Below are 24,422 nucleotides of genomic sequence, written 5' to 3'. Positions count from 1 at the left end.
AAGAAAAAATGTCTGAATTTGTCCACAATTTGATGGATGAAGAAGATTAAACCTCTCTTGCAAACATCTATTTTTTACCATAAGTTTCATTGAATGCTAGCTTCCATGTAGTAAAATCCTCTTATCAAATATTTTCTCCCTCCAAAATTTTACTTACAGAAAATGTTTAAATATTTGATGAACTTGCATAATTATAAATTGTTTGGTTTTTTATTGACAAAATAATGTTCATACCGATAATATATATGAATAAATATTTTGTTTTATTTATAATTATTCATTCGATTAAATGAGGGAGTATACATGCACATTCGAAGAGCGACTATGAGCGATACAGATGCCATCTATCAATTAATTAAACATTATGCATTGGAAGGAAAGCTGCTCAGCAGAACGTACGCATCTATTTATGAGAATTTACAAAATTTTTATGTTGCAGATGAAGGCGGAGCAGTGGCTGGCGTTGCCAGCTTGCATATTTTAGACAAAGATTTGGCTGAAATCCGCTCGCTGGCCGTTGACCCTGACCATACCGGCAAAGGCATCGGAAAAGAGCTCGTAAAACAAATCATTTATGAAACAAACAGGTTGGAAATTGAAAATTTGATTGCCTTAACGTATCAAATCGAGTTTTTTACCAAATTAGGATTCGATATCGTTGACAAGCAATCTCTCCCGCAAAAAATGTGGAAGGATTGCATCAATTGTCCGAAACTTCCATCGTGTGACGAAACAGCTATGTTAAAAAAAGTATGGCAGACAGAACTAGCGAAACAATAAAAATAATTCATCACACTTTTTTATTGCCCGCCTCAAAGAAGCCGCACCGCCGCAGTTTTCAATAGTAAATAAAATGAAAGGAGCTATCCAGAAAGTCAAATCCCTATCGTAAACAAAAAATTATAAACGTCGATATATCAACGTTTATAAAACATTAAAGGGGGCGTCAATAAGCCGTAAAAACGACTTATTAGACACCCCTTCACATCCATAAACCATTTACAGCACAAATTGTCGAATAGCATAGGCGACACCGTGTTCATCGTTTGTCCTCGTCACGATATCGCACATTTCTTTCACCTCAGGCTCGGCATTCCCCATTGCAACGGAAAGCCCTGCAGCTTCCAGCATTGGAACGTCATTGAAATTATCACCAATCGCAATCGTTTGTTCCAATGGGATATTGTAGTGCTTGGCAACAGCTTTTAATCCGTATCCTTTATTTCCCTTTTCATCCATTATTTCAATGTTGTAGTCACCTGATGTCGTAACCGCAATCCCAGCAATGTTTTCTAATTGTTCCATGATTTCTTTTCTAGTATGTTGATTAAATTGCAAAATAAAAAACTTTTGGACCGATAAATCACCGCGGTTTATAACATCTTGTATATGACGAAAGTATCGATTATTGTCGGTCCTTTTTGGCTGCTCAATAAACTGTTTGTACTCAGATTCAAGCAAACATTTTGCCAGCTCCGGATTCGACTGCAGAGCAGAGCGAACTTTGGCGCTCCAGTCTTCCGGCATCCAAATACCATCATTTGTATAAAGTTTATACGGCACACCATAACTCTCCAAAATTTCGGCTGCTTCCAACATGTTTTGTTTGTTCATTGAAATGTATTTCGGCTTTTCTCCTTCGATTACGACAACTGTTCCATTGCTTGCTGCAAATGGACATGCAAAATCATATTCGTCCAGCAGTTCACGAATACTCTCAGGCGCCCTGCCGGAGCAAATCATGATGATATTTCCCTCATTTTGTGCTTCCCGAATAGCTGCAAGATTTTCTTCTGATATGGATAAATTGGAAGATAGCAATGTCCCGTCTAAATCAATCGCTACTAATTTCATACTGTTTCCCCTTTTAACAAAGTAAAGTGATTATATTCATTATATATGATCCTTTATTTCTGACAACATGTCTTTCGTTTTTAATTGCGGTTTTAGCTGGTTTGTGACTAAATCAAAATAAAATCCTTCTTTTTCCAGCAATTCATCATGAGATCCTTTTTCCACAATGCGGCCATCCTGGATAACAAATATTTGATCTGCTTTTTTAATCGTATTCAGCCGATGAGCGATCACAAAGCTTGTTCTCCCCTTCATCAGCCTCTCCAGCGCTTCTTGAATCCTTAATTCTGTTACAGTGTCAATGCTGCTTGTCGCTTCATCCAGCAATAAAATGGACGGATTTTTTAAAATCGCCCTCGCAATTGAAAGAAGTTGTTTTTGACCTTGACTGATGCTCGTTCCACCTTCGTTAATGATTGTATCATATTGATCAGGCAGGTTTTTAATAAATGAATGAGCATTTGCTAGCTTTGCCGCTTCCTCCACTTCCTCATCTGTTGCATCCAATCTTCCATATCGGATATTTTCACGAATTGTCGTGTGAAACAAAAAAGGATCCTGCAATACAAACCCCATTGCTTGACGAAGTTCACTCCGTCTTAATTTGGAAATATCCTTTCCATCTATCAAAATTCTCCCTTCATTTACTTCATAAAAGCGTGCCAGTAAATTGATGATCGTTGTTTTTCCGGCGCCGGTGGCACCGACAAGGGCAACTGTTTCTCCCGGAGAAACATGAAAGCTAATATTTTTTATCGTTTGGCTCTCTTCCCCGTATGAAAAAGATACTCGATCAAACACAATGTCTCCTTTTATATTTGCGGATTGTACATATTCTCCAAAATCAGCTTCCTCTGCCTGCTCATCGAGCAAATCAAATACCCGCTCTGCACCGGCAACCGCAGATAATAATGTATTAAATTGATTGGCAAGATCATTTAAAGGCCGTGTAAACTGCCTGGCGTACTCCGCAAAAACAACAATCGTTCCGATGGTTATCCACCCTTTTAGAGCAAAGATTCCACCGAACCCTGCAATCAATGTAAAACTTAAATTGTTTAATACGTGCATAAGCTTTGGGATAAAACCGGAAATCGTCTGAGCCCAAAATGAAGATCTCCGCAGCCTTTCATTTTTTTCTAAAAACTCATGCATAACCCGGTTCTCTTGTGAAAAAGTTTTGACAATTCGCTGACCAGTGATGGTTTCTTCAATGTATCCATTCAGTTCTCCTAAACTTCGCTGCTGCTCTTTAAACAATTGTCCAGTCCGCCGGGTAATCCATTTCATACCTACAACCAATAAAGGAACAACTATTAAGGTGATGATTGTTAAAAAAGGGCTCATCCATAACATAACAGAAATAACACCAATTAATGTAAGAACACTGGATGAGATTTGAATCACTGAGCTGTTTAATGTCGAGCTGACGTTTTCAACATCATTGGTCATTCGGCTCATCAGCTCTCCCGTTTTTTTCTGATCAAAAAAAGAAATGGGAAGAAGGTGAAACTGGCGAAATAGATCGGATCTCATTTTATACACAGTATTTTGCGCTACTTTGATCATCCATGTGTTTTGCAGCCAAATGGAAAGGGAATGCAATGCATAGATCAAAACAAGAACGACGAAAAAAAAGAAAAAGTGATTTCCGCTTTTTTCTACAATATAAATGTCGATCCCTTTCCCTACTAAAAAAGGCCCAAGGATTGTTAAAACTGTGCTAATAAAAACCATGAGCAAAACGAAAAAAAACAAAACCTTTTGATCTGACATATATCCCCAAATTCTTTTTAATGTTCCTTTCCAGTCTTTAACTTTTGAAGAGCTTTTCTTCACTTTTGACTCATTTGTCAGCTTTAGTTTTTCATATCGGAAAGGTTCAATAAGACTTTTGAGCATGACGGATGCCATCCTTTCCATATTGTGATTCATAGATTTTTTGGTAAAGTGGAACGCTGCGTATTAATTCATCATGCCTTCCTTTCGCAAGCACCTTTCCGTTTTCTAGTAGTAAAATTTGATCAGCCGCCATCGCTGTTGCAATTTTTTGCGTAATGATCAAGGTCGTACATGGATATTTCATCAATGCTTGAAGCAGTTTTCTTTCCGTCTTTAAGTCTAAAGCACTCGTGCTGTCATCAAGCAGCAATATTTTTGGCTTTCGGACAAGCGCTCTGGCAATCGAAATTCGCTGCTTTTGCCCTCCGGAAAGATTCACGCCTTTTTGGCTGATAAGGGTATCATATCCATGAGGGAGCTTTAAAATCGTATCATGTATTTGGGCATCCTTTGCAGCAGCAATGATTTCTTCCATAGTAGCATCTTCTTTTCCCCATAAAATATTATCTTTTACCGTTCCAGTGAATAACAGCGATTCTTGCGGAACCATCCCAATTGACCTTCTTAAATGCTCAAGCTTGATCGTACGTATATCGAAACCGTCAATATAAACGGCTCCTTTTTCTAAGTCATATAATCGCGGAATTAAATTGAAAAGAGTCGATTTGCCGGAGCCGGTAGCCCCCATCACCGCCATAGTTTCTCCAGCATTTACCGTAAACGATACATCATCAAGCACCTTAACGGCTGAATCCGGGTATGCAAAGGACACCGATCGAAATTCAATTTTTCCCTCTTTTATTTGATGACTTGATTCGGCAAGCTCATCAGTCAATTTTACTTCTGTTTGAAGCACCTCCGAAATCCTTAAGCTGGAGGCTTTTGCCCTTGAAAAACCAGAGACAATAAAAGACAGCATAGATAAAACAGAAATGATCCTCGTTGAATAATTGACGATCGCAACGACTTCACCTACTTTTACCTCACTTGGTCCAGCATGAGCCACCCATAAAATAATTAAAATGCTTACATTCATTACAAAAAGCAAGACAGGCTGCATGATTTCCATAAAGCGGAGCACGAAAATTGTTTGGTCTTTTAAATCTTTGTTCGCCTTCTGAAAACGATTAACTTCATAGTCATTTCGCAAAAAAGCTTTGATTAAGCGCATATTCGTCAAGTTTTCCTGTATGACTTTATTCACCGTATCCAGCTTTTCTTGCACGATTCGAAACATCGATCCTGCTCTTTTCATCACCCATAAAAGAAAAAAGATCAGGCACGGAAGAATGACGATGAGAATGAAGGATAAGGTAAAATTTACTGCTAGAGCCATAACCGCGCCGCCGATCACCAACAATGGAGCACGCAGCATAATCCGAAGTCCCATAAAAATTGTGTTTTGCACTTGGGAGACATCATTTGTCATCCTTGTAATGAAAGATGAATTGGAAAATTGATTATAGTTCGCAAATGAAAAGGATTGAATTTTCCCAAAAAGAACTTTTCTAATATCAAATCCAAAGCTCTGGCTGACATGCGTCGCAAAAAATGAATTAATGATGCCTGCTGCAAAGGCAAGAGCCGATACACCAACCATCACCAGCCCCCAATGGACGACAGCTGATAAATCCCTTTTCAAAATTCCATCATCTACAATTTTTGCCATAAACAAAGGCTGGACAAGCTCCACTGTCAGCTCGGTTAACATGAGAGCAAGAGCAATAACAACCGCCAGGCGGTACGGTTTTAAGAAAGACGCCACTTCTTTCATAAGCATAGCCTCCAAAAAGTATGAACGAAACTATTTATATTTTCCATCATACAACTTTATATAAAATTTTTTAACTATTTTTACTTTTCCCTATTAAAGAAGGCAATTATATGTTTTTATGGGACATGTGGTAATTCCAACTATTGTTTGAAAGCTGACGCATTCACAAGCAAGCAGGTTGTAATTCCAAATATTTTTTCGAAAGTGACAAAAATTAAGACGACCCCGAAAAGTTCGTTTGAACCTTCCGAGATCGTCCAGCTATGAAATATTTATTAACCTTTTTTTACTTCTTCAGGCACTTGCAAACCAAGACCTTCTGCAACGCGGGTTCCATATTCAGGATCTGCTTTGTAGAAGTGGCCGATTTGGCGGAGTTTTATTTCTTCCAGCTTAACTGGCTTCATTGAATTTACAATATTTTCAATAAGACGTACTCTTTCATCTTCACTCATGAGACGGTATAAGTCGCCCGCTTGAGTATAATGGTCATCATGGTCATAAGGAACGTTTTCCGCAACACCTGATACTGGGTATGATGCTTGTTTTGCTTCAGGTGTTTCTTTTGGACCGCCGAAGCTGTTTGGTTCATAATATACAGAGCCTCCGCCATTTGAGTCAAAGCGCATAAATCCATCGCGTTGATAGTTGTTCACTTCAACTCGCGGACGGTTGATTGGAAGTGAGTTATAGTTTGCCCCGATGCGGTAGCGATGTGCATCATGATATGCAAAGAGACGACCTTGCAGCATTTTGTCCGGCGATACATCGACTCCTGGAACTAGGTTTCCCGGTGAGAATGCAGCTTGCTCAACTTCTGCAAAATAGTTTTCAGGGTTTTTATTTAATACTAATTTTCCTACTTCAATTAATGGATAATCTTTGTGAGACCATACTTTTGTCACGTCAAATGGATCCCATCTGTATGTGTTGGCATCTTCAAGCGGCATGATTTGCACATAAAGCGTCCAAGAAGGATAGTCTCCGTTTTCAATCGCATTGAATAAATCCTCTGTATGATAATCCGGATTTTCTCCGGCAATTTTTACAGCTGTTTTCGTATCAAGGTTTTTTATACCTTGGTCAGTTTTGAAATGATATTTGATCCAGACGCTTTCCCCGTCTTCGTTTGTCCATTTAAATGTATGGCTTCCATAACCATTCATATGACGGTATGTTGCCGGAATTCCGCGATCTCCCATCAAATAAGTTACTTGGTGCAATGATTCAGGCGATAGAGACCAAAAATCCCATACGGCAGTAGGATTTTTCAAATGTGTTTTTGGATCGCGTTTTTGTGTGTGGATAAAATCAGGGAATTTAATCGCATCGCGAATGAAGAAAATCGGCGTGTTGTTTCCTACGATGTCATAGTTTCCTTCTTCTGTGTAAAACTTAACGGCAAAACCGCGCGGATCGCGGACCGTATCAGCGGAGCCAAGCTCACCTGCAACAGTTGAGAATCTTACAAATACTGGTGTTCGCTTGCCTACTCCGTTGAAAACTTTCGCTTTCGTATATTTTGACATATCATTTGTCACTTCAAAGTATCCGTGAGCACCGGCACCTTTTGCGTGAACAACTCGTTCAGGAACTCTTTCTCTATTAAAATGGGCTAGTTTTTCCAGAAGATGTACGTCTTGAATTAATGTCGGACCTCGATGGCCTGCTGTCATCGAATTTTGATTGTCCCCTACAGGAGCACCCCAGCTCGTCGTAAGCTTTTTATTATCTCCCATTTACCGATCACCTCATAATTTAAAATAATATTTCTCTAATCATTACAACTATATGATAACATATTTTAATTAAAAATCAATAGTAAATTATAATAATTTTAATAAAGGAGTTTGAAACCGCTGATCTATCAATCAATGATCCTCGTTTATTATCAATTAGCCACTATTTTTTTCATGTTGTTCTGTTTATTTTCTTTGACAAGTTGTTTAAAAAATTGGCAGAAAAAAACGGCTGAGCAAATATAGCTCAGCCGCTACAAATTGAGAGGTTCTTATGGAAGCTATCGAATGGAAACTGAAAAAACTACATACATAGTTGAAAAAGACCGTTGATCTCTCCGTGCAAAAACAGCCAGCCATTTTCATTTATGCCAAGATGTCATTTCATATTCCCAAGCAATATAGGATTCAACGCTAATATGAAAAAATGTTCGTATTCCACTTTATCTCTTTACGAAGAGATTCGCTCCGCTTTCCTTTCCATGCGGGAGCTTGGAATGAATAAAGACAGAAAAGCAGCTGCAAAGGCAAGCAAGCCTGTTGCAAGAAACACTTCATAAAAACCGATGTGATCTGCAATAAAGCCCGCTAACATCGGACCAGTGAAAATGCCGATTGCATAAAATGATTGATAAAAGCCCATTGCGGTCGTCCGATATGCTTCTTGACAGCTTTGAATAACCATCGCAAGCAGCAGCGGAAAAATAAAACCAAGCCAAAACCCTATGAAAATATGCATGAAGCAAATCCATAGAATCGAATTTGACAACGGCAACAGAAGATGAAATAATCCGCTTAAAATAAATGAAAGCAAAAGCAGTTGTTTTTGCTTTCGAACAGGAAAATAGGCAAGCAGCAATGATGCAGCTGCATGCGGAATAAAAAAGGAAGTGACGACCCAAAAAAACACGGACTCACTAAATCCGATTTTCGAGACATAAACCGGTGTAAATCCAAAAATCGTCATAAACAAAATTCCGTGTCCGGCAAGCGATAAAGCTGAGATGCCCCAAAGCGGCTTGATGCCGAGAACATATTTTAATTGACTCATATATTTGAAATCAATAAGATTCACCTTATCGCCGATTTCTTTAATGCGAAATGAAAGAATAAGACCAATCAAAGCCATGACGGTCCCAATGAGAAACGGCATTTCCCAGCCGAACCACTCTACAATTTTCCCGCTGATAGCCATGCTAATAAATTGGGAAACGACCGTCATAAACTGGAGAATTCCCATCGCTTTGGAAGATTGACTTTCCGTAAAATATTGAGCGTATAATGTAGTAGCCATTACCCACATCGACGCGGTAATTCCTGAAAGAAGTCTTGCAATAAAAATCGGGATAAATGATTGAAAGAAAAGAAACAGGATTCCGCTGGCAAACGCCATAAAAAAACCAGCTATAAGCATTCCTTTTCTCATTTGCCCTAAATAGTCTGATAAAACTCCAAGAGGCAAACGAATCAAAATCTGGGTGATGCCGTAACTGCCAAAAATAATGCCAACAAGTGAATAGTCAAACTGCAAATGTTCTAAATAAACCCCAAAGATTGGAACATAAATATAAATGGAAAACCAAAAGCAAAAGATAACTGTTAAAAAAATAATATGATCTTTTTTCCCTGCTATATTTATTTTTTGAACGTTCATCGCCAAAACCTTTCTATATGATTAAATAGGAATTTTTTGCTCTTTCCATTTTACGATATTTTTGAAATTATACAATATTCGAGTTTCACGAAAATCGTTTCTATAAATTTCCTATTCCAATAGTATAATTAAGATATATATAGTGTTGTGGAGGGATATTATGACTGAGCTTTTAGTAGGATTGATCATTGGTATTTTCATTATGTTCATCGTTGTCAATATCAATAAAACGAAGAAAAAAAGATCATTAAAGCTTGTTCAAGAGGCTGTCCCGGCAGAATTAGCCTGCCGCATTCCAGAAGGGCTGCCAATTATCTCTCGTTTGGAAGACTCTCTAAACTCAGAATATATGGAAAAAGTAAAGAAAAGAGTGTTAGCAAATCATCCTAGTTGGACCGAAACGGACTTTAACTGGCGCCTATTTGAATTAAAAAGATATTTTTTGTTGGCAGGAATTTTAAAATCAGTTCCAATGTTCAGCGATGAAGTGGATGAAATATGGCATGAAATGATTATGTTTACGAAAGAATACGAAAATTTTTCAAAAAAATTTTTTGGATCATTTCTGCATCACAGCCCTAATGTGGAACGGACACCGATTCCTCACGAAAGAGCCCTTTTTGATTGGATGTATTTGCACTTATTTGAAATCTATCCAAACAGCACGAAGCTGTGGGGAGGCTTTTTAAAAAATCCGCTAAGCAAAACACTTTTGGAAGAAGTTCGCTCAGCTAGTGACGAAAAACTGTTTGATAAATATTTTCGTTCGTTTGACCCGATCAAGCCATTACAAACAAAGCTGCTTGAACAGCTGAAAAACGATATTGAAAAAGCAGAAGAAATGAAACGACAAAACAAATCGCTCCGCAAGGAAATAAAAACAGACGATACGTACTCGATGCTGCTGCCGGCTATGGTATTTTTATCGCTGTACGAGCAGGACAGTTATACAGAAAAAATGTCGCAGCTTTTGAATAAGGATGCAGGGACAAGCGGAGGTTCTGTTTATGCATGCGGGGCTGCACTCAGCGATTCCAATGATCATTCAGGGGGTTCCGGATGCTCTTCTTCAGGATGCTCCAGTTCAAATTGCGGAAGCAGCTGCGGCGGAGGATGCGGCAGCAGCTAAGGAAATGTTCATAACCACACTCTTTTAAAGGTGAGCGCGATGAGCAGAAACCGGCAAAGTGCCGATTCTTGTTTTCGATTTTAAAAGCCCATATGCGCATTTTTTCTATGCTGCAAACAGCTGCCCTTCAAAATACCATTAGATCTACTATGCATCCATTTTTACAGTACATAAGGGTAGCTTATGCCGTATATGTTCCAACAACAGCTCGTTCTTGCTTCAAAGATCAGATTTCGCAAAAATCATTAAAAAACCATCGCCTCCCAAATTGAGGATGGCGATGGTTTCCTTTTATTTCGAGTGCATTTTAAATTCTAAAAATAAATCATTATAATAGGAAAGCATTCGTTTCCCTAGGTTTTCATACACTTCCAATTTATCCGTTAATTCAGGGGACGGGTAAAACCGCTCATCTTCAGAAATCTCTTTCGGCAAGTATTCAAGCGCCTTTTCATTTGGAGTAGAGTAGCCGACATATTCAGCATTTTGCGCAGCCACTTTCGGGTCTAGCATAAAGTTGATAAATTTATGAGCGCCTTCTATGTTTTTGGCCGTTTTCGGAATAACCATATTATCAAACCAAAGATTAGAGCCTTCTTTCGGCACCACGTAATCTAGCTTCTCATTTTCCCACATGATATCTGCAGCATCTCCCGACCAGACGAGAGCGGCGCCTGCTTCTTCGTTTGCCATCAGCATTTTGATTTCATCTCCAACGATCGCCTTCACGTTTGGAGTCAGTTTATCCAGTTTCTTTTTCGCTTCTAGCAAATGGTCTTTGTTCGTATCATTTAACGAGTAGCCAAGACTGTTCAACCCCATTCCGATTACCTCTCGGGCGCCGTCGACAAGAAGTATTTGATTTTTCATATCTTTATCCCATAAATCATTCCAGCTGTCGATCTTTTTTCCCCCGAGAGCTTCCGGATTATACAAAATGCCGACCGTTCCCCAAAAATATGGAATGGAATATTTATTCCCCGGATCAAACGATAAATTTAGAAAACGGGGGTTGATATATTTTAAATTAGGAATTTTCGAATGATCAATCGGAATAAGAAGACCTTCTTCCTTCATTTTGCTAATGGCATACTCAGAAGGGACGGCAATATCAAATGTTGTTCCTCCTTGGGAAATTTTTGTCATCATCGCTTCATTTGAATCAAATGTTTGGTAAATCACTTTTATACCTGTTTCTTTTTCAAAACGGTCGATCAATTCCGGATCAATATATTCTCCCCAGTTGTAAATCGTAAGGGTATTATCACCGGAGTAGCCTTCAGATGCATTCAGTCTCGCAATAAAAAACAGGATGGCAAACGAAGCGATAAATACTATCGCAAACATCTGCACAATTTTTTTCATTTCCGTCCCCCCAATCTTCCCGGACGATTATAGCGCAGCGTGATGAAATAATAGCCGATCACAAGCAAAATCGTTAAAAGGAAAATGAGTGTTGACAAAGCATTAATGGTAAGGGAAATGCCTTGTCGAGCCATTGAATATATTTCAACAGATAAAGTGGAAAAACCATTTCCAGTAACAAAGAATGTAACGGCGAAATCGTCCAAAGAATAGGTTAAAGCCATAAAAAATCCAGCAAAAATCCCAGGGGTAATGTAGGGAATTACTACTTTTGTTATGACATTCCACTGGCTCGCCCCTAAATCTCTTGCCGCATCGATTAATGTCGGGCTCATTTCCTGAAGCTTTGGCAATACCATCAATACGACAATCGGCACACTAAAGGCGATATGAGACAGCAAAACAGAAATAAAACCAAGCTGAATGCCGACAATGGTAAACAAAATTAAAAAGGAAGCTCCGATGATGACATCAGGACTGACTAATAGAACATTATTTAACGAAAGCAATGTATTTTTCACCCGTCTTGTTTTGACGGAGTAAATGGCGAGCGCACCGAAAACGCCGATGATCGTTGAAATCGCCGCAGAAAGCAAAGCAATTACAATCGTATTCAGTACAATAATCAACAGACGCACATCCTGCAGGACTTCTTTATACCAGTCCAACGTAAAATTTTCAAAATGATGCATTTTTCCGCCGCTGTTAAACGAGTAATAAATAAGGTAGAAAATCGGAGCGTATAAGATGAAAAATACGATGATTAAATATATATTTGAAACCTTCCATTTTCTGTTCATTTTTCATCCCTCACTTCCGATTTCCTGTTAAAAACATGATGATCACCATTGCAAGAATTAAAAAGACCGCAATGGTTGCTCCCATTCCCCAGTTTTGAGTAACTAGGAAATGCTGCTCTATTGCTGTGCCAAGCGTAATTACCCGGTTTCCTGCAATCAAGCGGGTAATCATAAATAACGATAATGCAGGAATAAACACTGCTTGGCATCCGGATTTAACACCGTCCAGCGTCAGCGGAAAAATGACCCGGCGGAACGTAATCCAAGGGGATGCTCCGAGATCCTTAGCTGCATCTACAAGCGTTGGATTTAATTTTTCTAAAGCATTAAAAATCGGCAAAATCATAAATGGAACGAAAATATAGACAGAAACAAACACAAAGCTAAAATCTGTAAACAATATTTGTTTAGCACCGACACCAATTAATTCCAAAAAATGATTGGCTATTCCATAGGTTCCAAAAATGCCGAGAAAGGCGTATGCTTTTAACAGCAAATTGATCCACATCGGCAAAATGATTAACAAAAGCCAAAGCTGCTTATGTTTTGTTTTCGTTAATAAAAGAGCTGTCGGATAAGCGATCAATAGCGAAAAGGCTGTAATTAAAAACGCATACCAAAATGAGCTTAACGCCATTTTCAAATAGACCGGCGTGAAAAATTTCTCGTAGTTTTCAAAAGAAAATGTTCCTTCAATGTTAAAAAACGAATAATAAATGATAAGCAGAATCGGAACGACAACAAATAGTAAGATCCATAACACATATGGTAAGAAGTATAAAGCGCGAATATTACTTTTCATCGGCAACACCAATACGAGAATTTTCTTCTAAACGCATAACGTGTATTGCTTCCGGTTCAAAATAAAGACCAATTTCCTCGCCGACTTCTGCCTTTTTTGTAGAATGAACAAGCCACTCGTTGCCATCCTTATCATAACAGCAAATTTCATAATGAACTCCTCTAAACAGCTGGGAATCCACATAAACCTTCAGCTTTCCTTTTTCAGGAGTTGTTATTTCCAAGTCCTCCGGTCGAATTACCACTTCTACGTCCTCGTTCGGAGCAAAGCCTTTATCAACACATTCAAACTGCTTTCCGACAAATTCAACAAGATAATCTTGAATCATTTTTCCTGCGACAATATTCGATTCTCCGATAAAGTCTGCCACAAAGCGGTTAACAGGTTCATCATAAATATCTTTCGGCGTTCCACTTTGCTGAATTTTCCCCTTATTTAAAACAAAGATTTCATCAGACATTGCAAGAGCTTCCTCTTGGTCGTGTGTGACAAAAATAAATGTAATGCCGAGCCGGCGCTGTAGCTCCCGCAGCTCGTACTGCATTTCCGTGCGCAGCTTTAAATCAAGAGCTGACAACGGTTCGTCTAACAGAAGCACTTCCGGTTCATTGACTATCGCTCTCGCAATGGCGACCCGCTGCCGCTGTCCTCCTGACATCTCCTGAATGTTCCGTTGTTCATAGCCAGATAAGTTTACAAAACGAAGGGCATCTTTTACTTTTTGTTCGATGATATCCTTTTTCATTTTTTTAATTCTAAGGCCAAAGGCAACATTTTCAAACACATTCAGATGCGGAAAAAGGGCATAATCTTGAAACACTGTATTGACTTGACGTTTGTTCGGCGTTACATGGTTAATATTTTTTCCGTTAAAATAAATCGTGCCGCTGGTCGGTTCCGTAAATCCCGCAATTAGACGGAGAATGGTTGTTTTTCCGCATCCTGAAGGTCCAAGCAACGTGTAAAATTTTCCGCGTTCGATTTCAAAACTTACATTATCCAATACTGGCAAATCATCATCATATTTTTTTGTCACTTGTTCAAAACGAATAATTGTTTTATTGTTCATGACGTTTCCTCCAACCGCATCAAGAATTATAAATAAGATTCAGTTGCCACTAAAATTACTTGCGACATGCTTTCTGCCTCATTGACAATTTGATGCTCATCGGATGCATGATAATAAATGGATTCTCCTTCCTTTGCCACATACTTTTTTGTTCCGATCCGAACTTTTATTGTTCCTTTCAGAACATAGGCAAACGTTTCAGATAAGGATGGTTCAAAAACTTTAAACTCTCCTTTTTCAAACAACGTTAAAAGAATCGGCTCCATTTCTTTTTCATTTGATTCAGGAACAATCCATTCAACCTTATATCCTCTCTCTTGGTCAATAAATACTTTTCGTTCTTCTTTGCCGTAAACTACTTTTTGCTCGGCATCCTCATCATCGAAAAAATCTTTTGGATTGCATCCCAGCACATCCAATATATTCAGAAACGTTTCCAATGAGGGAGAGCTTAAATCTCTTTCCAATTGGGAAATGTATCCTTTAGACAAATCGGTTCGTTCGCTTAGCTCTTCTTGCGTCAGACCTTTTTTTATCCGCAAATTTCGAATTTTCCTCCCAATTTTCATCATAACAACCTCATTTGTTTAATACTAGTAAACTTTTTGTCAAAAAAAATTAATATATTTATCGAAAATTGTTTATTTCACGACGATTTATTATACACAATTACACAAAAAACACAATAAAAAATTTTCAAAAAAAGAAGGAAACTTTAGTTGATCTTCAACTAAAATTTCCTTCTGTTTAAAAATCCTTAATTGTCAGAAATGAGGCCACTACATCTGGATCAAAATGCGTATTTTGATGCTCCACTAAAAAATTCAACGCTTTTTCAATCGGCCATGCAACTTTATATGGACGGCTGCTCGTTAAAGCCTCAAACACATCGACAACCGCAACAATTCTAGCTTCTAAAGGAATTTCTGCTCCTTTCAAGTTTTTCGGATATCCCGTTCCATTCCATTTTTCATGGTGAAAGAGAATAATATTTTCGGCCACTTTATAGCTTTGCCTTAAAAAGTTATCTTTCAGTTTGCTTGTTATTTTTTTCAAAATGTCAAAGCCTATTAACGGATGCGTCTCCATAATTAAGCGTTCATATTTTGTTAGTGGTCCTGGTTTATATAAAATTCCTTCAGGTATGCCAGCTTTTCCTATATCATGCAAAATGCTGGAATAAGCAACATTTCTCATATATTCTTCTGATAAATTAAGATTATGATAGCTGTTGTGAGCATAAATGAGCTTTTCAGTTAGTTTTCGAACGTTGATCAAATGATCCTCAATGCTTGGATCTTGAATTTCACAAGAAATCGCCAGCACTTCCAATATTGATTTTTTTGTTTCTTCTATTTGCTCCTGCGGAACGTATGCTCCGCTGTCCAGCTGCTCCAATTCCCGAAAAATTCCTACAAAAAACAGTTCATCTTCTATTAGAATAGGAGTTATCGTTATAGATGAGTGCCATAATTCTCCTGATTTCTTACGATTCACAAAAACACCGGACCAAGGCTTTTTTTCCGATAATGCTTTTTTCATCGAAGCATAAGTTTGCTCCGGGGTCAAATGAGATTTAATGACACCTGCTCTTCTGCCGACAATGAAATCCTTTTTATATCCCGTTATTTGTTCATACGCATCGTTAACAGCGACGACAACATGATCTTTATCTGTCACAATGACAGCATCAGCCAGTTGAAGATAAGGAGACAATAAGTTTTCTACATTCATGTTTTTAAATCCCTTTCCCAAATCTCATCTTGCAAACTATTCATTTAAAGGGATAATCTCATATTATTGGTTCGGTTCATAGATGCTCCACGTTAATTTCACCGAATTTACAATTTCATCTGCTACTGTTTCAGGATCAAGATTATTGGTCGATACTTTTGAGTTATGGAGAGAGTATGCATTTTGCCGTTTTATAAACAATTTTTCAATTTCCTCCATTGATTTTTCCTTTAAAAGAGGGCGGTTCTCGACTAAAAGCGGCATTCGATCCTTCCAGCTGTCCCAAGATAAATCCAGCAAAAAGACGATGCAGTTTGATAAACAAGCATTGCGGACCTCTTCTTGTAAATAGGCTCCCCCTCCTAAAGATACAACCTTCAAGCGTGTGTTCGTGCAAATATCAACAATATACTCCTTTTCGATTTTTCGGAAATAATCTTCGCCAAATTTTTGAAATATTAACGAGATGGGCATATTTTGCTTTTTTTCAATCTCCTGATCCACATCAATGAAATCTCGGTACAGCTTTTTCGCGACCAACTGGCCAATAGTCGTTTTGCCGACTCCCATAAATCCAATTAAAACAATATTTTTTTCCCGAAGAGGGATTTCTACATGTTCCTTCATAACGCATCCACTTCCCTAGATTTCTTCATCATGGTGTGTCAGCTTGACTCCCGCACTACAAGCTCAGGCTGTAAAATCAGTTTTTTTGCCTTTTCTTCATCACCTTTCATTCTCCGATGCAAGAGATCAGCAGCTTTTGCACCGAGCCGATCAGGAAAAGCTGCAATGGTTGTTAAAGAAGGGCTGAATACCGCTGACTCCGGAATATTATCAAAACCAACCACAGCCACATCTTTGCCTGGAACAATGCCTTGTTCTTTTAATCCGAGCATAACACCAGATGCAACAACATCATTATAGCAAAAAACCCCGGTTGGAGGCTGAGGATGCTGCATAACTCGCTTAATCGCCTCTATTCCCCCTTGCCTAGTTGCGGGAGATTGGACAAACAGCGATTCATCCATTTCCAGCCCGGCTTGTTCAATCGCTTCACAAAATCCTTTTTTTCTGTCTGTCCATACTGATGAATTAGAAAAACCGCCCAAAAAAGCGATGCGGCGGTGGCCTTGTTCGATTAAATGTTCAGCCGCTATCCGTCCGCCTGCAACATTATCGATTCCGACATAATCAAACGGCTCTTCTGACAGCATTTTTCTCGCTACTAAAATAACAGGAATCCCCCATTGCTTTAACCGTTCTACCATATCTGGTGAACTGCCTGGGACAGGGCTCATAATTACCCCGCCGACACGATATTCAAGCATTGTCGCAAGCAGCGCATCTTGTTTATCAGGGGAATCAAACGTCGTTCCTAATATTACGGTATATCCTTCTTTATCTAAAGCTTCGTGAACACCCACCAATAATTCCGAGAAAAAGGGGTTGCCGATCTCTGTTATAATCAAACCAACTGTTGAAGATTGGTGGGATCGTAAATTCGCTGCAACACGATCATATATATACCCCAACTCTTTTATCGATTTTAACACTTTTTCTCTTGTTTCTTTTGAAATATTTGGGCTGCCCCGAACAACAAGGGAAGCTGTAGCCCTCGACACACCCGCGTGTTTTGCAACCTCCTGCAGCGTCACGCGGGACTGTTTTTTTTGTCCCATCTGTCTAATCACCTGCTAACGCAATTAATCAACGAATTCAGTTGAGAAAAGTATACCTTTACATTTAAAACGTTGTCAATTTGTTTATTTCCATGCTTTACGGCTTTGAAAATGTTATAAATAATCACCTCCCTTCAGGCTGCGGGAGCACCACAAATCACCTGAAAAAATGGGCTGAAGTCGGTTTATATATAGACAAGAGCATAGATCAAATATGTACTTCTGGCGGGAGGAAGCCGCCATATAACCGTTTCATAGATGGCTCCAAGTGATTCACCTTTGCCTGTTGTATGGATACCAAATGAAAAAAGCCCCGTTCGAAAAAGAAATCGAGCGATTGGAGGCAGTGGAATATCACCAAGATAGTGAAGCTCGATGTGCGAAAGACAGCTTTTTTGAATAGGGAAAAATTCATTCAAGTACGAGTATCTGAAGAAAATCGCAAAATAAAAGATTTAATCATAAAAAACTGCACATTATTTCAGAAAAGGAGCCAATCATTTGCTCCATCCTTCCTGAAATAATGTGCAAATTAACAATACCTTCAGTCCAATCAAAGTATCTTTAAATCAGATAGTAAACACTTTAAAAATCTACATATCTGTAAACCATTGAAGCGGAACGGTAACAATGGACGGAAACAGAATAAGCAGTAAAAGAACAAGTGTTTCTGCAAGTAAAAAAGGCCATATTCCTTTCATAATGTCCTCCATTCCTATCTTTCCAACCCCACAAGCGACATTTAACACAGTACCAACTGGAGGAGTGAGCAATCCAATGCAGTTGGTCAGTATAAACAGCACCCCGAAGTACACCGGATCGATTCCCGCCTTTTCAATAATAGGCATTAAAACAGGAGTTAAAATCAGAACAGTAGGCGTCAAATCCATTACCGTACCAACTAAAAGAACTAACGCATTAATTGCTAGCAGAAGCAGCAATTTGTTCTCGATTAACGGTCCAAGCATATCCGCAGCTATTGATGGAATATTGGCTACTGTTATCAACCAAGCTGACAACATTGCTGCTGCTACAAGAAACATTACAACGCTTGTTGTTTTTGCAGCAGCTACTAACACCTTAAACAAATCTTGTATTTTAAGTTCTCGATAAACAAACAACCCGACAAATAACGCATAAAATGCAGCTACAACAGCAGCCTCTGTCGGAGTAAAAATCCCGCCCCGAAGTCCTCCAACGATAATAGCTGGAAGTAAAAGCGCCCAAATAGCCTGACGGGTAGCAGACAATACTTCTTTTGCAGATTTTCGGGGGAAGACTTCTACCTGCTCTTTTCTTACCATTAACCACCAACAGACAACCAAGCATAAACCAATAAGAAGCCCTGGAATGATCCCTCCCATAAATAATTTTGTAATCGACACGCCGCTTGTTACCCCAAAAATAATCATCGGTATGCTCGGAGGGATGATCGGGGCAATAATACCGCCGGCTGCAATGAGCCCAGCAGACCGATTTCGGTCATATCCAGCCTTGACCATCATCGGAATCAGAATAGCGCCAAGAGCCGCCGTATCCGCTACCGCTGAACCGGATAAACCGGCGAAAAGGACGCTTGCCATGATCGCTACATATCCTAATCCTCCACGAATATGACCGACAAGAGACATGGCAAAGTTAATAATTCGATTAGAAATGCCTCCTGCGTTCATCAATTCTCCCGCAAGAATAAAGAAAGGAATAGCCATCATCGGAAAACTGTTCGCCCCATTAATGAGGTTCTGTGCCATAATTTGAGTGTCAAAAATATTCAGAAAAAACATGAGAGCAACACCGCTCACCAAAAGCGCAAACGCAATAGGCATCCCCAACGCCATGACACCAATTAATGAGCTGACAAAAACAACAAAAGCCATCTACCTCTCACCTCCTGCCATCCCTTGTTTTTTCCCATGATGTAATTCCACGATTTCTTCATGAACCGCTTCCATAATTTCATCTTCCGATTCTTTCATTCGGATAAGTTTTTCAAGCGTATTTGGCCGAAAGAGAGCCTGATAAATATTAAATATTACTATTATTCCCATTCCGATACTCACCACAATACCCATTCCATAAACATAAGCGAGTGGCAAATTCGTGGCAGGAGCTCTGCTTTCCAAGCTGCTCATAGTGATCTTCCAGCTTCCATCCAGAAGCAGGCACAGTACATAAAGAACAATCGCATTACTTAAAATAAATACAATTCGCTTTGCCCCAAGCGGCAGCTTTTTTAAGAGTACATCCACCCCTAAATGGTCGTTATCTTTCAAAGCACCGATGGCTCCTAAAAACACCATCCAAACAAATAGATAACGCGACATTTCTTCCGACCATGTAATGCCGGAATGAAAAGCATAACGCAATACGACATTGCCAAAGACGAGAATTGCCATGGATGCTAAACATAACGCCATTAATATCTGCAACAGCTTATCTAGCATAAATGCAACCTTTTTCAACCGTACTCCCTCCTCACTTTCAAATAATTGGAAAATAACTCTTAAGAGTGAGCACACTCCTAAGAGTTAAATAGTGTCATCATTTATTTGCCTGCCTCCAATAATTTAGCAACTAGATCTTCACCAAATTCTTTTCCGTATTTTTTATAAATTGGCTGTACTTTGTCAATAAACGCTTGCTTTTGTTCATCTGTTAACTCTGTAACAACCATCCCCTCTTTTTCAATCTCTTTAAATAATTCTTCATCTTCTTCTGCATTTAACTGACGCTGATATTCTTTCGCTTCTTCAGCTGCTTTTTTTATGATCTCTTGTTCTTCGCTGGAAAGTGTTTTCCAAAACTTTTCGCTTATTAAAAACGGGCTTGCATTATACACGTGACCGGTTTTTGTAATGTACTTTTGAACCTCATACATTTTATTAGCTGCAACGTTTCCAACAGGATTCTCCTGTCCATCGACAACCCCTTGTTCAAGTGCAGTAAACAGCTCTGTAAAAGCCATTGGAACAGGATTCGCCCCTAATTCTTTCCACAGATCAATATGAAGCTTGTTTTCAAGCGTACGAATTTTTAATCCTTTAATATCATCGACACTTTTAACCTCTTTGACGTTGTTCGTTAAATGGCGAAACCCGTTTTCCCAGTAGTTTATACCAATAACACCTGTTCCTTCCAGATCTTTCATTAATTCTTGCCCAATTTCGCCATCCAAAACTTTGTAAGCGGTTTCTCTGTCTTTAAATAAAAAAGGTAAGTCCAATACGTTAAATCTTGGAGCGAAAGATGCGAGCGGCCCAGTCGACATGGTTGATCCTTGAATAGATCCCATTTTTAATCCTTCAAATACTTCTAAATCCCCTCCGAGCTGTCCATCGGGATATACTTCAACTTTAATAGATCCATTTGTTTCTTTTTCGACGATTTCACCAAATTTATAAAGTCCTTTTGAGAGAGAGCGTTCTTTTGTAGTCGCCACTGCTAATTTCATAATTTTAGTTTCTGAAGATTTTGAGCCTGATTCATTATTTTCTCCCGAACTCGAACCGCTTGAACATCCGACTAACAGCAACAAACAAGATATTAAGATGAAAGAAATTTTTTTCATTTTTTCACACTCCTATCTTACAATCAATTTGATTTTCGAAAGGTTTATAGTTTTGATTTTATTAATAACTAGGCGTTTGGGGGAGCAGAAAAGGGCTGACATGGCATGGATTATCCTCATTTCTACCCTGTCAATAACCCCTTTCTTAGTCCATCTTTTTGAAAATGATCGTTTTTGTTTTCCTGCAAAAAATTGCTTCTTTAATCTTCTGGCAGGCTTCCTTGCGGGCTATAGCACCACAACAACCAAAGCGGTTCATTTCCTGTATTAACATGCTGGTGATATTCGCCCTCGGGTATGAACATATAGTCTCCTTCTTTAAATGGACGGCGGTTTCCATTTCCATCAACCACTTCTCCTGAACCTTTTATAACTACGTCCATTTCTTCAGATTCTGGATGGTTGTGAAGGGAGCTTGCTTCCCCGGGGGAAAAAATCGTAATTCCAGCCATAATATGTTTAGATCCTACAGTTTGCGGGGTAATCAGCTGGAAAACCTTGCGAATCTGGTTCAACTCCGGCTTATCCAGCCCTAACCATAATGTTTTAGCGTCTTGAAAAGGATCAAGAACTTTAATTTTCATGCCTGCGCTCGTTTTCGGCATAATCAATTCCTCCTTCATAATTTAATTGGAAATGTTTTAATCCACTGAAACATGGTGAACTTTCCTATCCGGGGAATAGATGTCCATAATATTCCAATGTCCTGCTGTCGGCGTTGGTACATTGATCATCTCCACATCAATCACAAACGGTTTATTTGCTTCAATGGCCCGCTGCAATGCTGGCTTGAATTCCGCTGCAGCTTGAACTTTTACACCTTCCACACCGTAAGCCTTCGCAATGGCTGCATAATCAGGTGAATACGGCTTTCCATCTTTTCGAAATACCGTTCCGTAGGTTGTGTCGAAGTGGGCTTTTTCCAGTCCGGCTATGGTTCCAAAAGCATGATTGTTCATGATCACCCAGACAACCGGAATATTTTCTTCAACAGCGGTGGCAAGAAGCGCCGGATTTTGTCCGAAGCCTCCATCACCGACTAATGAAACGACCACTTTATCTGGATGTGCTATTTTTACTCCTAATGCTGCGGGCGCACCAAAGCCCATCGTGCAATAGCCCCCAGGCGTGAAAATAGTGCCCGCTTCATATACCGGAAATTGCTGTCCAACCCCATTTTTATTCCAGCCGACATCCGTTGTTATAAAAGCATTTCTTGGCAGCACTTCACGAACTTCTTGTAAAATCCGCTCCGGACGCATCGGATAGCAGTCATTACGAATATGTTCCTCATTCTGTTTACGAAATTCTTGTTTATATTGAGAAATTTTCTGTTTCAGCTCTTTATTTTCTTTTCCCTTTGGAACGAGCTCTTTCGCCACCCGGTTTATTACGGAAAGCGCTTGTTTTAAATCTGCCACAATTCCGATTTCAGTCGGATAATTTCTTCCAATCTCGTTCGGATCAATATCAATATGAATCAATTTCGTTTTCGGAATGTTAAAGGTGTATTCCGGCTCCCAGGAGCTGCAATCCGCCTCTGAAAATCTTGTGCCGAGTGCTAAAATCAAATCTGCATGCAAACACATATCATTTACAAATTTTGTTCCCCAGAAGCCTGTCATGCCCAAGGCTAATGGATGATCGTCGGAAATGGCTCCCTTGCCCATTAATGTGTAGGCAACAGGAATGTCAAAATGTTCAGCTAATTCCTTCAATTCTTTGGAAGCATCGGCTAGCATAATGCCTCCTCCAGCATAAATCAATGGATTTTCCGCCTTGATTAGTTTCTCGACAATTTCTTTTGCAGTCTCGTTATCGATAGAAGGCTTATGCAACTTTTTCGTATGATGATTCAATTTTTCAAATAAAGCAATATCGACCTCCTTCGAGAAAATATCCATTGGCACAGATACTAAAACAGGTCCTGGTCTTCCGCTTTCAGCTAATTGAAATGCTTTTTCTAAAATTTCCGGAAACAGATCCGGCCGGTCAACCCGCCATGCACGTTTAACAAACGGGCGGTATATTTCGTATTGGGATGCATCTGCATGCAGGTTAATTTCTTGATGTGGGTGCTTTCCATAGAAATGACTCGGTACATCCCCTGCAATGACAACCATCGGAATGGAATCTAAAGCGGCATTTGCAACACCTGTTGCAGCGTTCGTCAATCCTGGTCCAAGATGGCTTAAGACAACTGCCGCTTCCTTTTTTGCCCTCGCATACCCGTCTGCCATATGTGCAGCAATTTGCTCATGCCTTACATTTACAAACTTGATGGAGCTTTTTTCTAAAGCGGCTAAAACAGCAATGTTTGTGTGGCCGCAAAGACCAAAAATATGTTCAACCCCGCGGTTTTCCAAATATTGAACGAGTTGATCGGAAACCAGCTTTTTCATAATTTTTCTGCCTCCTTAAAGCTTAAAATAACTTTTCCAGCATTTCCGGAAGCGGCCGTTTCATAAGCTTCCTTGTAGTCGGTAATGGAAAAAATTTTAGAAACAATTTGTTCGACGGAAAACTCAGGATCCCGTAGATATTCAATCGCTTGCAAATAGTCATCTGGAAATTGATAAATTATTGAACCATATATTGTGATTTCACTGCGCACAATATGAACAATCGGAAAATTCGCCTCCTGCGCCAGCCCAATCAAAACGACAGCTCCTCCTGGCTTCGCCAATTTTACAGCGCTTTCAACTGAAACCTTTGTACCGGCTGCTTCAAATACAACGTCAAACGTTTCAAGCGATTCAATCTCATGCGGCAAGAAAACTGAAATATCACCGATTTCTCTAACTAAATCAAGCTTGTGCTGATTGATGTCAATCGCTGTCACTTTTGCACCTAAATAATGGGCGAGCGCCGCTGCCAGCATTCCTTCATTCCCGCAGCCGACGACAGCTACCTTCATATTTTTTTCCACATTGACCTTTTTAAAGGCATGGACGATAACTGCGAGCGGCTCTACGAGAACTGCTTTTTTATTCGGCAAGTCATCAGGCACTGCTAAAACATATTTGGAAGAAATGTTAAACTCTTGGGCAAACCCTCCATCAATATTTACGCCTAACGATTTCTTGTTCCGGCATATATTTGTCAAACCTTTTTGGCATTGATCGCATACTCCACAAAATGTATTCGGTAAAACAACGCACCTTGTTCCAATTTTAAATGAAGCTTGTTCCCCTTTTTCCACAATCACCCCAACAAGTTCGTGGCCGGCGCGAACGGGATATTTTGCATAAGGGAGCTTTCCTTTATAAACACTTAAATCAGAACCGCAAATCCCTCCATATACTAATTGAATTTTTACCTCATCGCCTTTTGGAGCTGGAACTGAGTTGTTATGCCGCAGCTCTAGTTCGTTCGGTTTTTTTACATATAGCTCAATCAATCTGTACACC

General features: G+C 39.3%; 21 protein-coding genes. 2 read left to right on the top strand and 19 right to left on the bottom strand.

The genetic code is table 11. The annotated features are described in order from the left end of the window. The first annotated feature begins 303 nt into the window (after positions 1-303). A complete protein-coding gene (locus tag ACVIJU_RS04435) occupies positions 304-780 on the top strand; it encodes an N-acetyltransferase (RefSeq protein WP_063386801.1) in 477 nt (158 codons plus the stop codon). 219 nt (positions 781-999) lie between these two features. Here the strand turns inward: ACVIJU_RS04435 and ACVIJU_RS04430 are convergent, their stop codons facing one another. The 5 genes from ACVIJU_RS04430 to ACVIJU_RS04410 all read right to left on the bottom strand — a co-directional run bounded on the left by ACVIJU_RS04430 (position 1,000) and on the right by ACVIJU_RS04410 (position 8,863). Next, positions 1,000-1,854: a Cof-type HAD-IIB family hydrolase gene (locus ACVIJU_RS04430; RefSeq protein WP_456687313.1), complete on the bottom strand. Its 855-nt coding sequence runs from the start codon at positions 1,852-1,854 to the stop codon at positions 1,000-1,002. Between the two features lie 39 nt (positions 1,855-1,893). Then, positions 1,894-3,756: an ABC transporter ATP-binding protein gene (locus ACVIJU_RS04425; protein ID WP_456687312.1), complete on the bottom strand. Its 1,863-nt coding sequence runs from the start codon at positions 3,754-3,756 to the stop codon at positions 1,894-1,896. After that, the gene (locus tag ACVIJU_RS04420) at positions 3,737-5,470 is read right to left on the bottom strand and encodes an ABC transporter ATP-binding protein (RefSeq protein WP_456687311.1); all 1,734 of its coding nucleotides are present in this window, start codon (positions 5,468-5,470) and stop codon (positions 3,737-3,739) included. The genes ACVIJU_RS04425 and ACVIJU_RS04420 overlap by 20 nt, the downstream gene beginning before the upstream one ends. A 275-nt stretch (positions 5,471-5,745) precedes the next feature. Further along, positions 5,746-7,209, bottom strand: coding sequence for a catalase KatA (gene katA / locus ACVIJU_RS04415; RefSeq protein WP_327848564.1), 1,464 nt, complete (start codon positions 7,207-7,209; stop codon positions 5,746-5,748). A gap of 451 nt (positions 7,210-7,660) precedes the next feature. Continuing rightward, on the bottom strand, positions 7,661-8,863 hold the full coding sequence (locus ACVIJU_RS04410; protein ID WP_063386806.1) for an MFS transporter: 1,203 nt from the start codon (positions 8,861-8,863) through the stop codon (positions 7,661-7,663). Positions 8,864-9,023: 160 nt separating this feature from the next. Between ACVIJU_RS04410 and ACVIJU_RS04405 the strand changes: the two genes are divergently transcribed. Then, a complete protein-coding gene (locus ACVIJU_RS04405) occupies positions 9,024-9,992 on the top strand; it encodes a glycine-rich domain-containing protein (RefSeq protein ID WP_094244440.1) in 969 nt (322 codons plus the stop codon). 291 nt (positions 9,993-10,283) lie between these two features. On the opposite strand, the gene ACVIJU_RS04400 is transcribed toward ACVIJU_RS04405, so the two are convergent. The 14 genes from ACVIJU_RS04400 to ACVIJU_RS04335 all read right to left on the bottom strand — a co-directional run bounded on the left by ACVIJU_RS04400 (position 10,284) and on the right by ACVIJU_RS04335 (position 24,412). Then, complete coding sequence (locus tag ACVIJU_RS04400; RefSeq protein ID WP_395994391.1) at positions 10,284-11,339, bottom strand: ABC transporter substrate-binding protein; 1,056 nt, start codon at positions 11,337-11,339, stop codon at positions 10,284-10,286. 14 nt (positions 11,340-11,353) lie between these two features. Continuing rightward, complete coding sequence (locus ACVIJU_RS04395; protein ID WP_130157449.1) at positions 11,354-12,157, bottom strand: ABC transporter permease; 804 nt, start codon at positions 12,155-12,157, stop codon at positions 11,354-11,356. A gap of 10 nt (positions 12,158-12,167) precedes the next feature. Beyond that, the gene (locus ACVIJU_RS04390) at positions 12,168-12,959 is read right to left on the bottom strand and encodes an ABC transporter permease (RefSeq protein WP_063386810.1); all 792 of its coding nucleotides are present in this window, start codon (positions 12,957-12,959) and stop codon (positions 12,168-12,170) included. After that, positions 12,949-14,028 carry an ABC transporter ATP-binding protein gene (locus ACVIJU_RS04385; RefSeq protein WP_066250021.1) on the bottom strand — a complete coding sequence of 360 codons (1,080 nt, stop codon included), beginning with the start codon at positions 14,026-14,028 and terminating at the stop codon, positions 12,949-12,951. The genes ACVIJU_RS04390 and ACVIJU_RS04385 overlap by 11 nt, the downstream gene beginning before the upstream one ends. A 26-nt stretch (positions 14,029-14,054) precedes the next feature. Continuing rightward, positions 14,055-14,597 (bottom strand): helix-turn-helix domain-containing protein, encoded by a 543-nt coding sequence (locus ACVIJU_RS04380; protein ID WP_066250024.1) that lies wholly within the window; start codon positions 14,595-14,597, stop codon positions 14,055-14,057. 178 nt (positions 14,598-14,775) lie between these two features. Further along, positions 14,776-15,762 carry an HD domain-containing phosphohydrolase gene (locus ACVIJU_RS04375; RefSeq protein ID WP_063386813.1) on the bottom strand — a complete coding sequence of 329 codons (987 nt, stop codon included), beginning with the start codon at positions 15,760-15,762 and terminating at the stop codon, positions 14,776-14,778. Between the two features lie 63 nt (positions 15,763-15,825). Next, positions 15,826-16,389, bottom strand: coding sequence for a shikimate kinase (locus ACVIJU_RS04370; protein ID WP_063386814.1), 564 nt, complete (start codon positions 16,387-16,389; stop codon positions 15,826-15,828). Between the two features lie 38 nt (positions 16,390-16,427). Beyond that, positions 16,428-17,444: a LacI family DNA-binding transcriptional regulator gene (locus tag ACVIJU_RS04365; protein ID WP_456687310.1), complete on the bottom strand. Its 1,017-nt coding sequence runs from the start codon at positions 17,442-17,444 to the stop codon at positions 16,428-16,430. Between the two features lie 593 nt (positions 17,445-18,037). Next, complete coding sequence (locus ACVIJU_RS04360) at positions 18,038-19,321, bottom strand: TRAP transporter large permease subunit (protein ID WP_456687309.1); 1,284 nt, start codon at positions 19,319-19,321, stop codon at positions 18,038-18,040. After that, on the bottom strand, positions 19,322-19,888 hold the full coding sequence (locus tag ACVIJU_RS04355; RefSeq protein ID WP_456687917.1) for a TRAP transporter small permease: 567 nt from the start codon (positions 19,886-19,888) through the stop codon (positions 19,322-19,324). Positions 19,889-19,989: 101 nt separating this feature from the next. Next, on the bottom strand, positions 19,990-21,012 hold the full coding sequence (locus tag ACVIJU_RS04350; RefSeq protein WP_456687308.1) for a TRAP transporter substrate-binding protein: 1,023 nt from the start codon (positions 21,010-21,012) through the stop codon (positions 19,990-19,992). Between the two features lie 200 nt (positions 21,013-21,212). Beyond that, positions 21,213-21,617: a cupin domain-containing protein gene (locus ACVIJU_RS04345; RefSeq protein WP_242009354.1), complete on the bottom strand. Its 405-nt coding sequence runs from the start codon at positions 21,615-21,617 to the stop codon at positions 21,213-21,215. 36 nt (positions 21,618-21,653) lie between these two features. Continuing rightward, positions 21,654-23,414 carry a thiamine pyrophosphate-binding protein gene (locus ACVIJU_RS04340; RefSeq protein WP_311066535.1) on the bottom strand — a complete coding sequence of 587 codons (1,761 nt, stop codon included), beginning with the start codon at positions 23,412-23,414 and terminating at the stop codon, positions 21,654-21,656. After that, positions 23,411-24,412, bottom strand: a complete 1,002-nt coding sequence (locus tag ACVIJU_RS04335; RefSeq protein ID WP_066250038.1) for a zinc-dependent alcohol dehydrogenase — start codon at positions 24,410-24,412, stop codon at positions 23,411-23,413. Before ACVIJU_RS04335 ends, ACVIJU_RS04340 begins: the two co-directional genes overlap by 4 nt. Between the last annotated feature and the right edge of the window lie 10 nt (positions 24,413-24,422).

It is taken from the genome of Aeribacillus sp. SP014, assembly GCF_054055575.1.
The sequence above is the reverse complement of the archived record's forward strand: the minus strand, read 5'-3'. Positions and strand labels throughout refer to the sequence as shown.

What these genes read in the sequence shown, in the direction of transcription:
- katA (WP_327848564.1), bottom strand. Translation starts at nt 7,209, where the DNA reads ATGGGAGATAATAAAAAGCTTACGACGAGCTGGGGTGCTCCTGTAGGG.
- ACVIJU_RS04360 (WP_456687309.1), bottom strand. Translation starts at nt 19,321, where the DNA reads ATGGCTTTTGTTGTTTTTGTCAGCTCATTAATTGGTGTCATGGCGTTG.
- ACVIJU_RS04375 (WP_063386813.1), bottom strand. Translation starts at nt 15,762, where the DNA reads ATGAATGTAGAAAACTTATTGTCTCCTTATCTTCAACTGGCTGATGCT.
- ACVIJU_RS04350 (WP_456687308.1), bottom strand. Translation starts at nt 21,012, where the DNA reads ATGAAAAAAATTTCTTTCATCTTAATATCTTGTTTGTTGCTGTTAGTC.
- ACVIJU_RS04425 (WP_456687312.1), bottom strand. Translation starts at nt 3,756, where the DNA reads ATGCTCAAAAGTCTTATTGAACCTTTCCGATATGAAAAACTAAAGCTG.
- ACVIJU_RS04385 (WP_066250021.1), bottom strand. Translation starts at nt 14,028, where the DNA reads ATGAACAATAAAACAATTATTCGTTTTGAACAAGTGACAAAAAAATAT.
- ACVIJU_RS04420 (WP_456687311.1), bottom strand. Translation starts at nt 5,470, where the DNA reads ATGAAAGAAGTGGCGTCTTTCTTAAAACCGTACCGCCTGGCGGTTGTT.
- ACVIJU_RS04355 (WP_456687917.1), bottom strand. Translation starts at nt 19,888, where the DNA reads ATGCTAGATAAGCTGTTGCAGATATTAATGGCGTTATGTTTAGCATCC.
- ACVIJU_RS04435 (WP_063386801.1), top strand. Translation starts at nt 304, where the DNA reads ATGCACATTCGAAGAGCGACTATGAGCGATACAGATGCCATCTATCAA.
- ACVIJU_RS04430 (WP_456687313.1), bottom strand. Translation starts at nt 1,854, where the DNA reads ATGAAATTAGTAGCGATTGATTTAGACGGGACATTGCTATCTTCCAAT.
- ACVIJU_RS04410 (WP_063386806.1), bottom strand. Translation starts at nt 8,863, where the DNA reads ATGAACGTTCAAAAAATAAATATAGCAGGGAAAAAAGATCATATTATT.
- ACVIJU_RS04395 (WP_130157449.1), bottom strand. Translation starts at nt 12,157, where the DNA reads ATGAACAGAAAATGGAAGGTTTCAAATATATATTTAATCATCGTATTT.
- ACVIJU_RS04340 (WP_311066535.1), bottom strand. Translation starts at nt 23,414, where the DNA reads ATGAAAAAGCTGGTTTCCGATCAACTCGTTCAATATTTGGAAAACCGC.
- ACVIJU_RS04390 (WP_063386810.1), bottom strand. Translation starts at nt 12,959, where the DNA reads ATGAAAAGTAATATTCGCGCTTTATACTTCTTACCATATGTGTTATGG.
- ACVIJU_RS04370 (WP_063386814.1), bottom strand. Translation starts at nt 16,389, where the DNA reads ATGAAGGAACATGTAGAAATCCCTCTTCGGGAAAAAAATATTGTTTTA.
- ACVIJU_RS04405 (WP_094244440.1), top strand. Translation starts at nt 9,024, where the DNA reads ATGACTGAGCTTTTAGTAGGATTGATCATTGGTATTTTCATTATGTTC.
- ACVIJU_RS04400 (WP_395994391.1), bottom strand. Translation starts at nt 11,339, where the DNA reads ATGTTTGCGATAGTATTTATCGCTTCGTTTGCCATCCTGTTTTTTATT.
- ACVIJU_RS04365 (WP_456687310.1), bottom strand. Translation starts at nt 17,444, where the DNA reads ATGGGACAAAAAAAACAGTCCCGCGTGACGCTGCAGGAGGTTGCAAAA.
- ACVIJU_RS04380 (WP_066250024.1), bottom strand. Translation starts at nt 14,597, where the DNA reads ATGAAAATTGGGAGGAAAATTCGAAATTTGCGGATAAAAAAAGGTCTG.
- ACVIJU_RS04345 (WP_242009354.1), bottom strand. Translation starts at nt 21,617, where the DNA reads ATGCCGAAAACGAGCGCAGGCATGAAAATTAAAGTTCTTGATCCTTTT.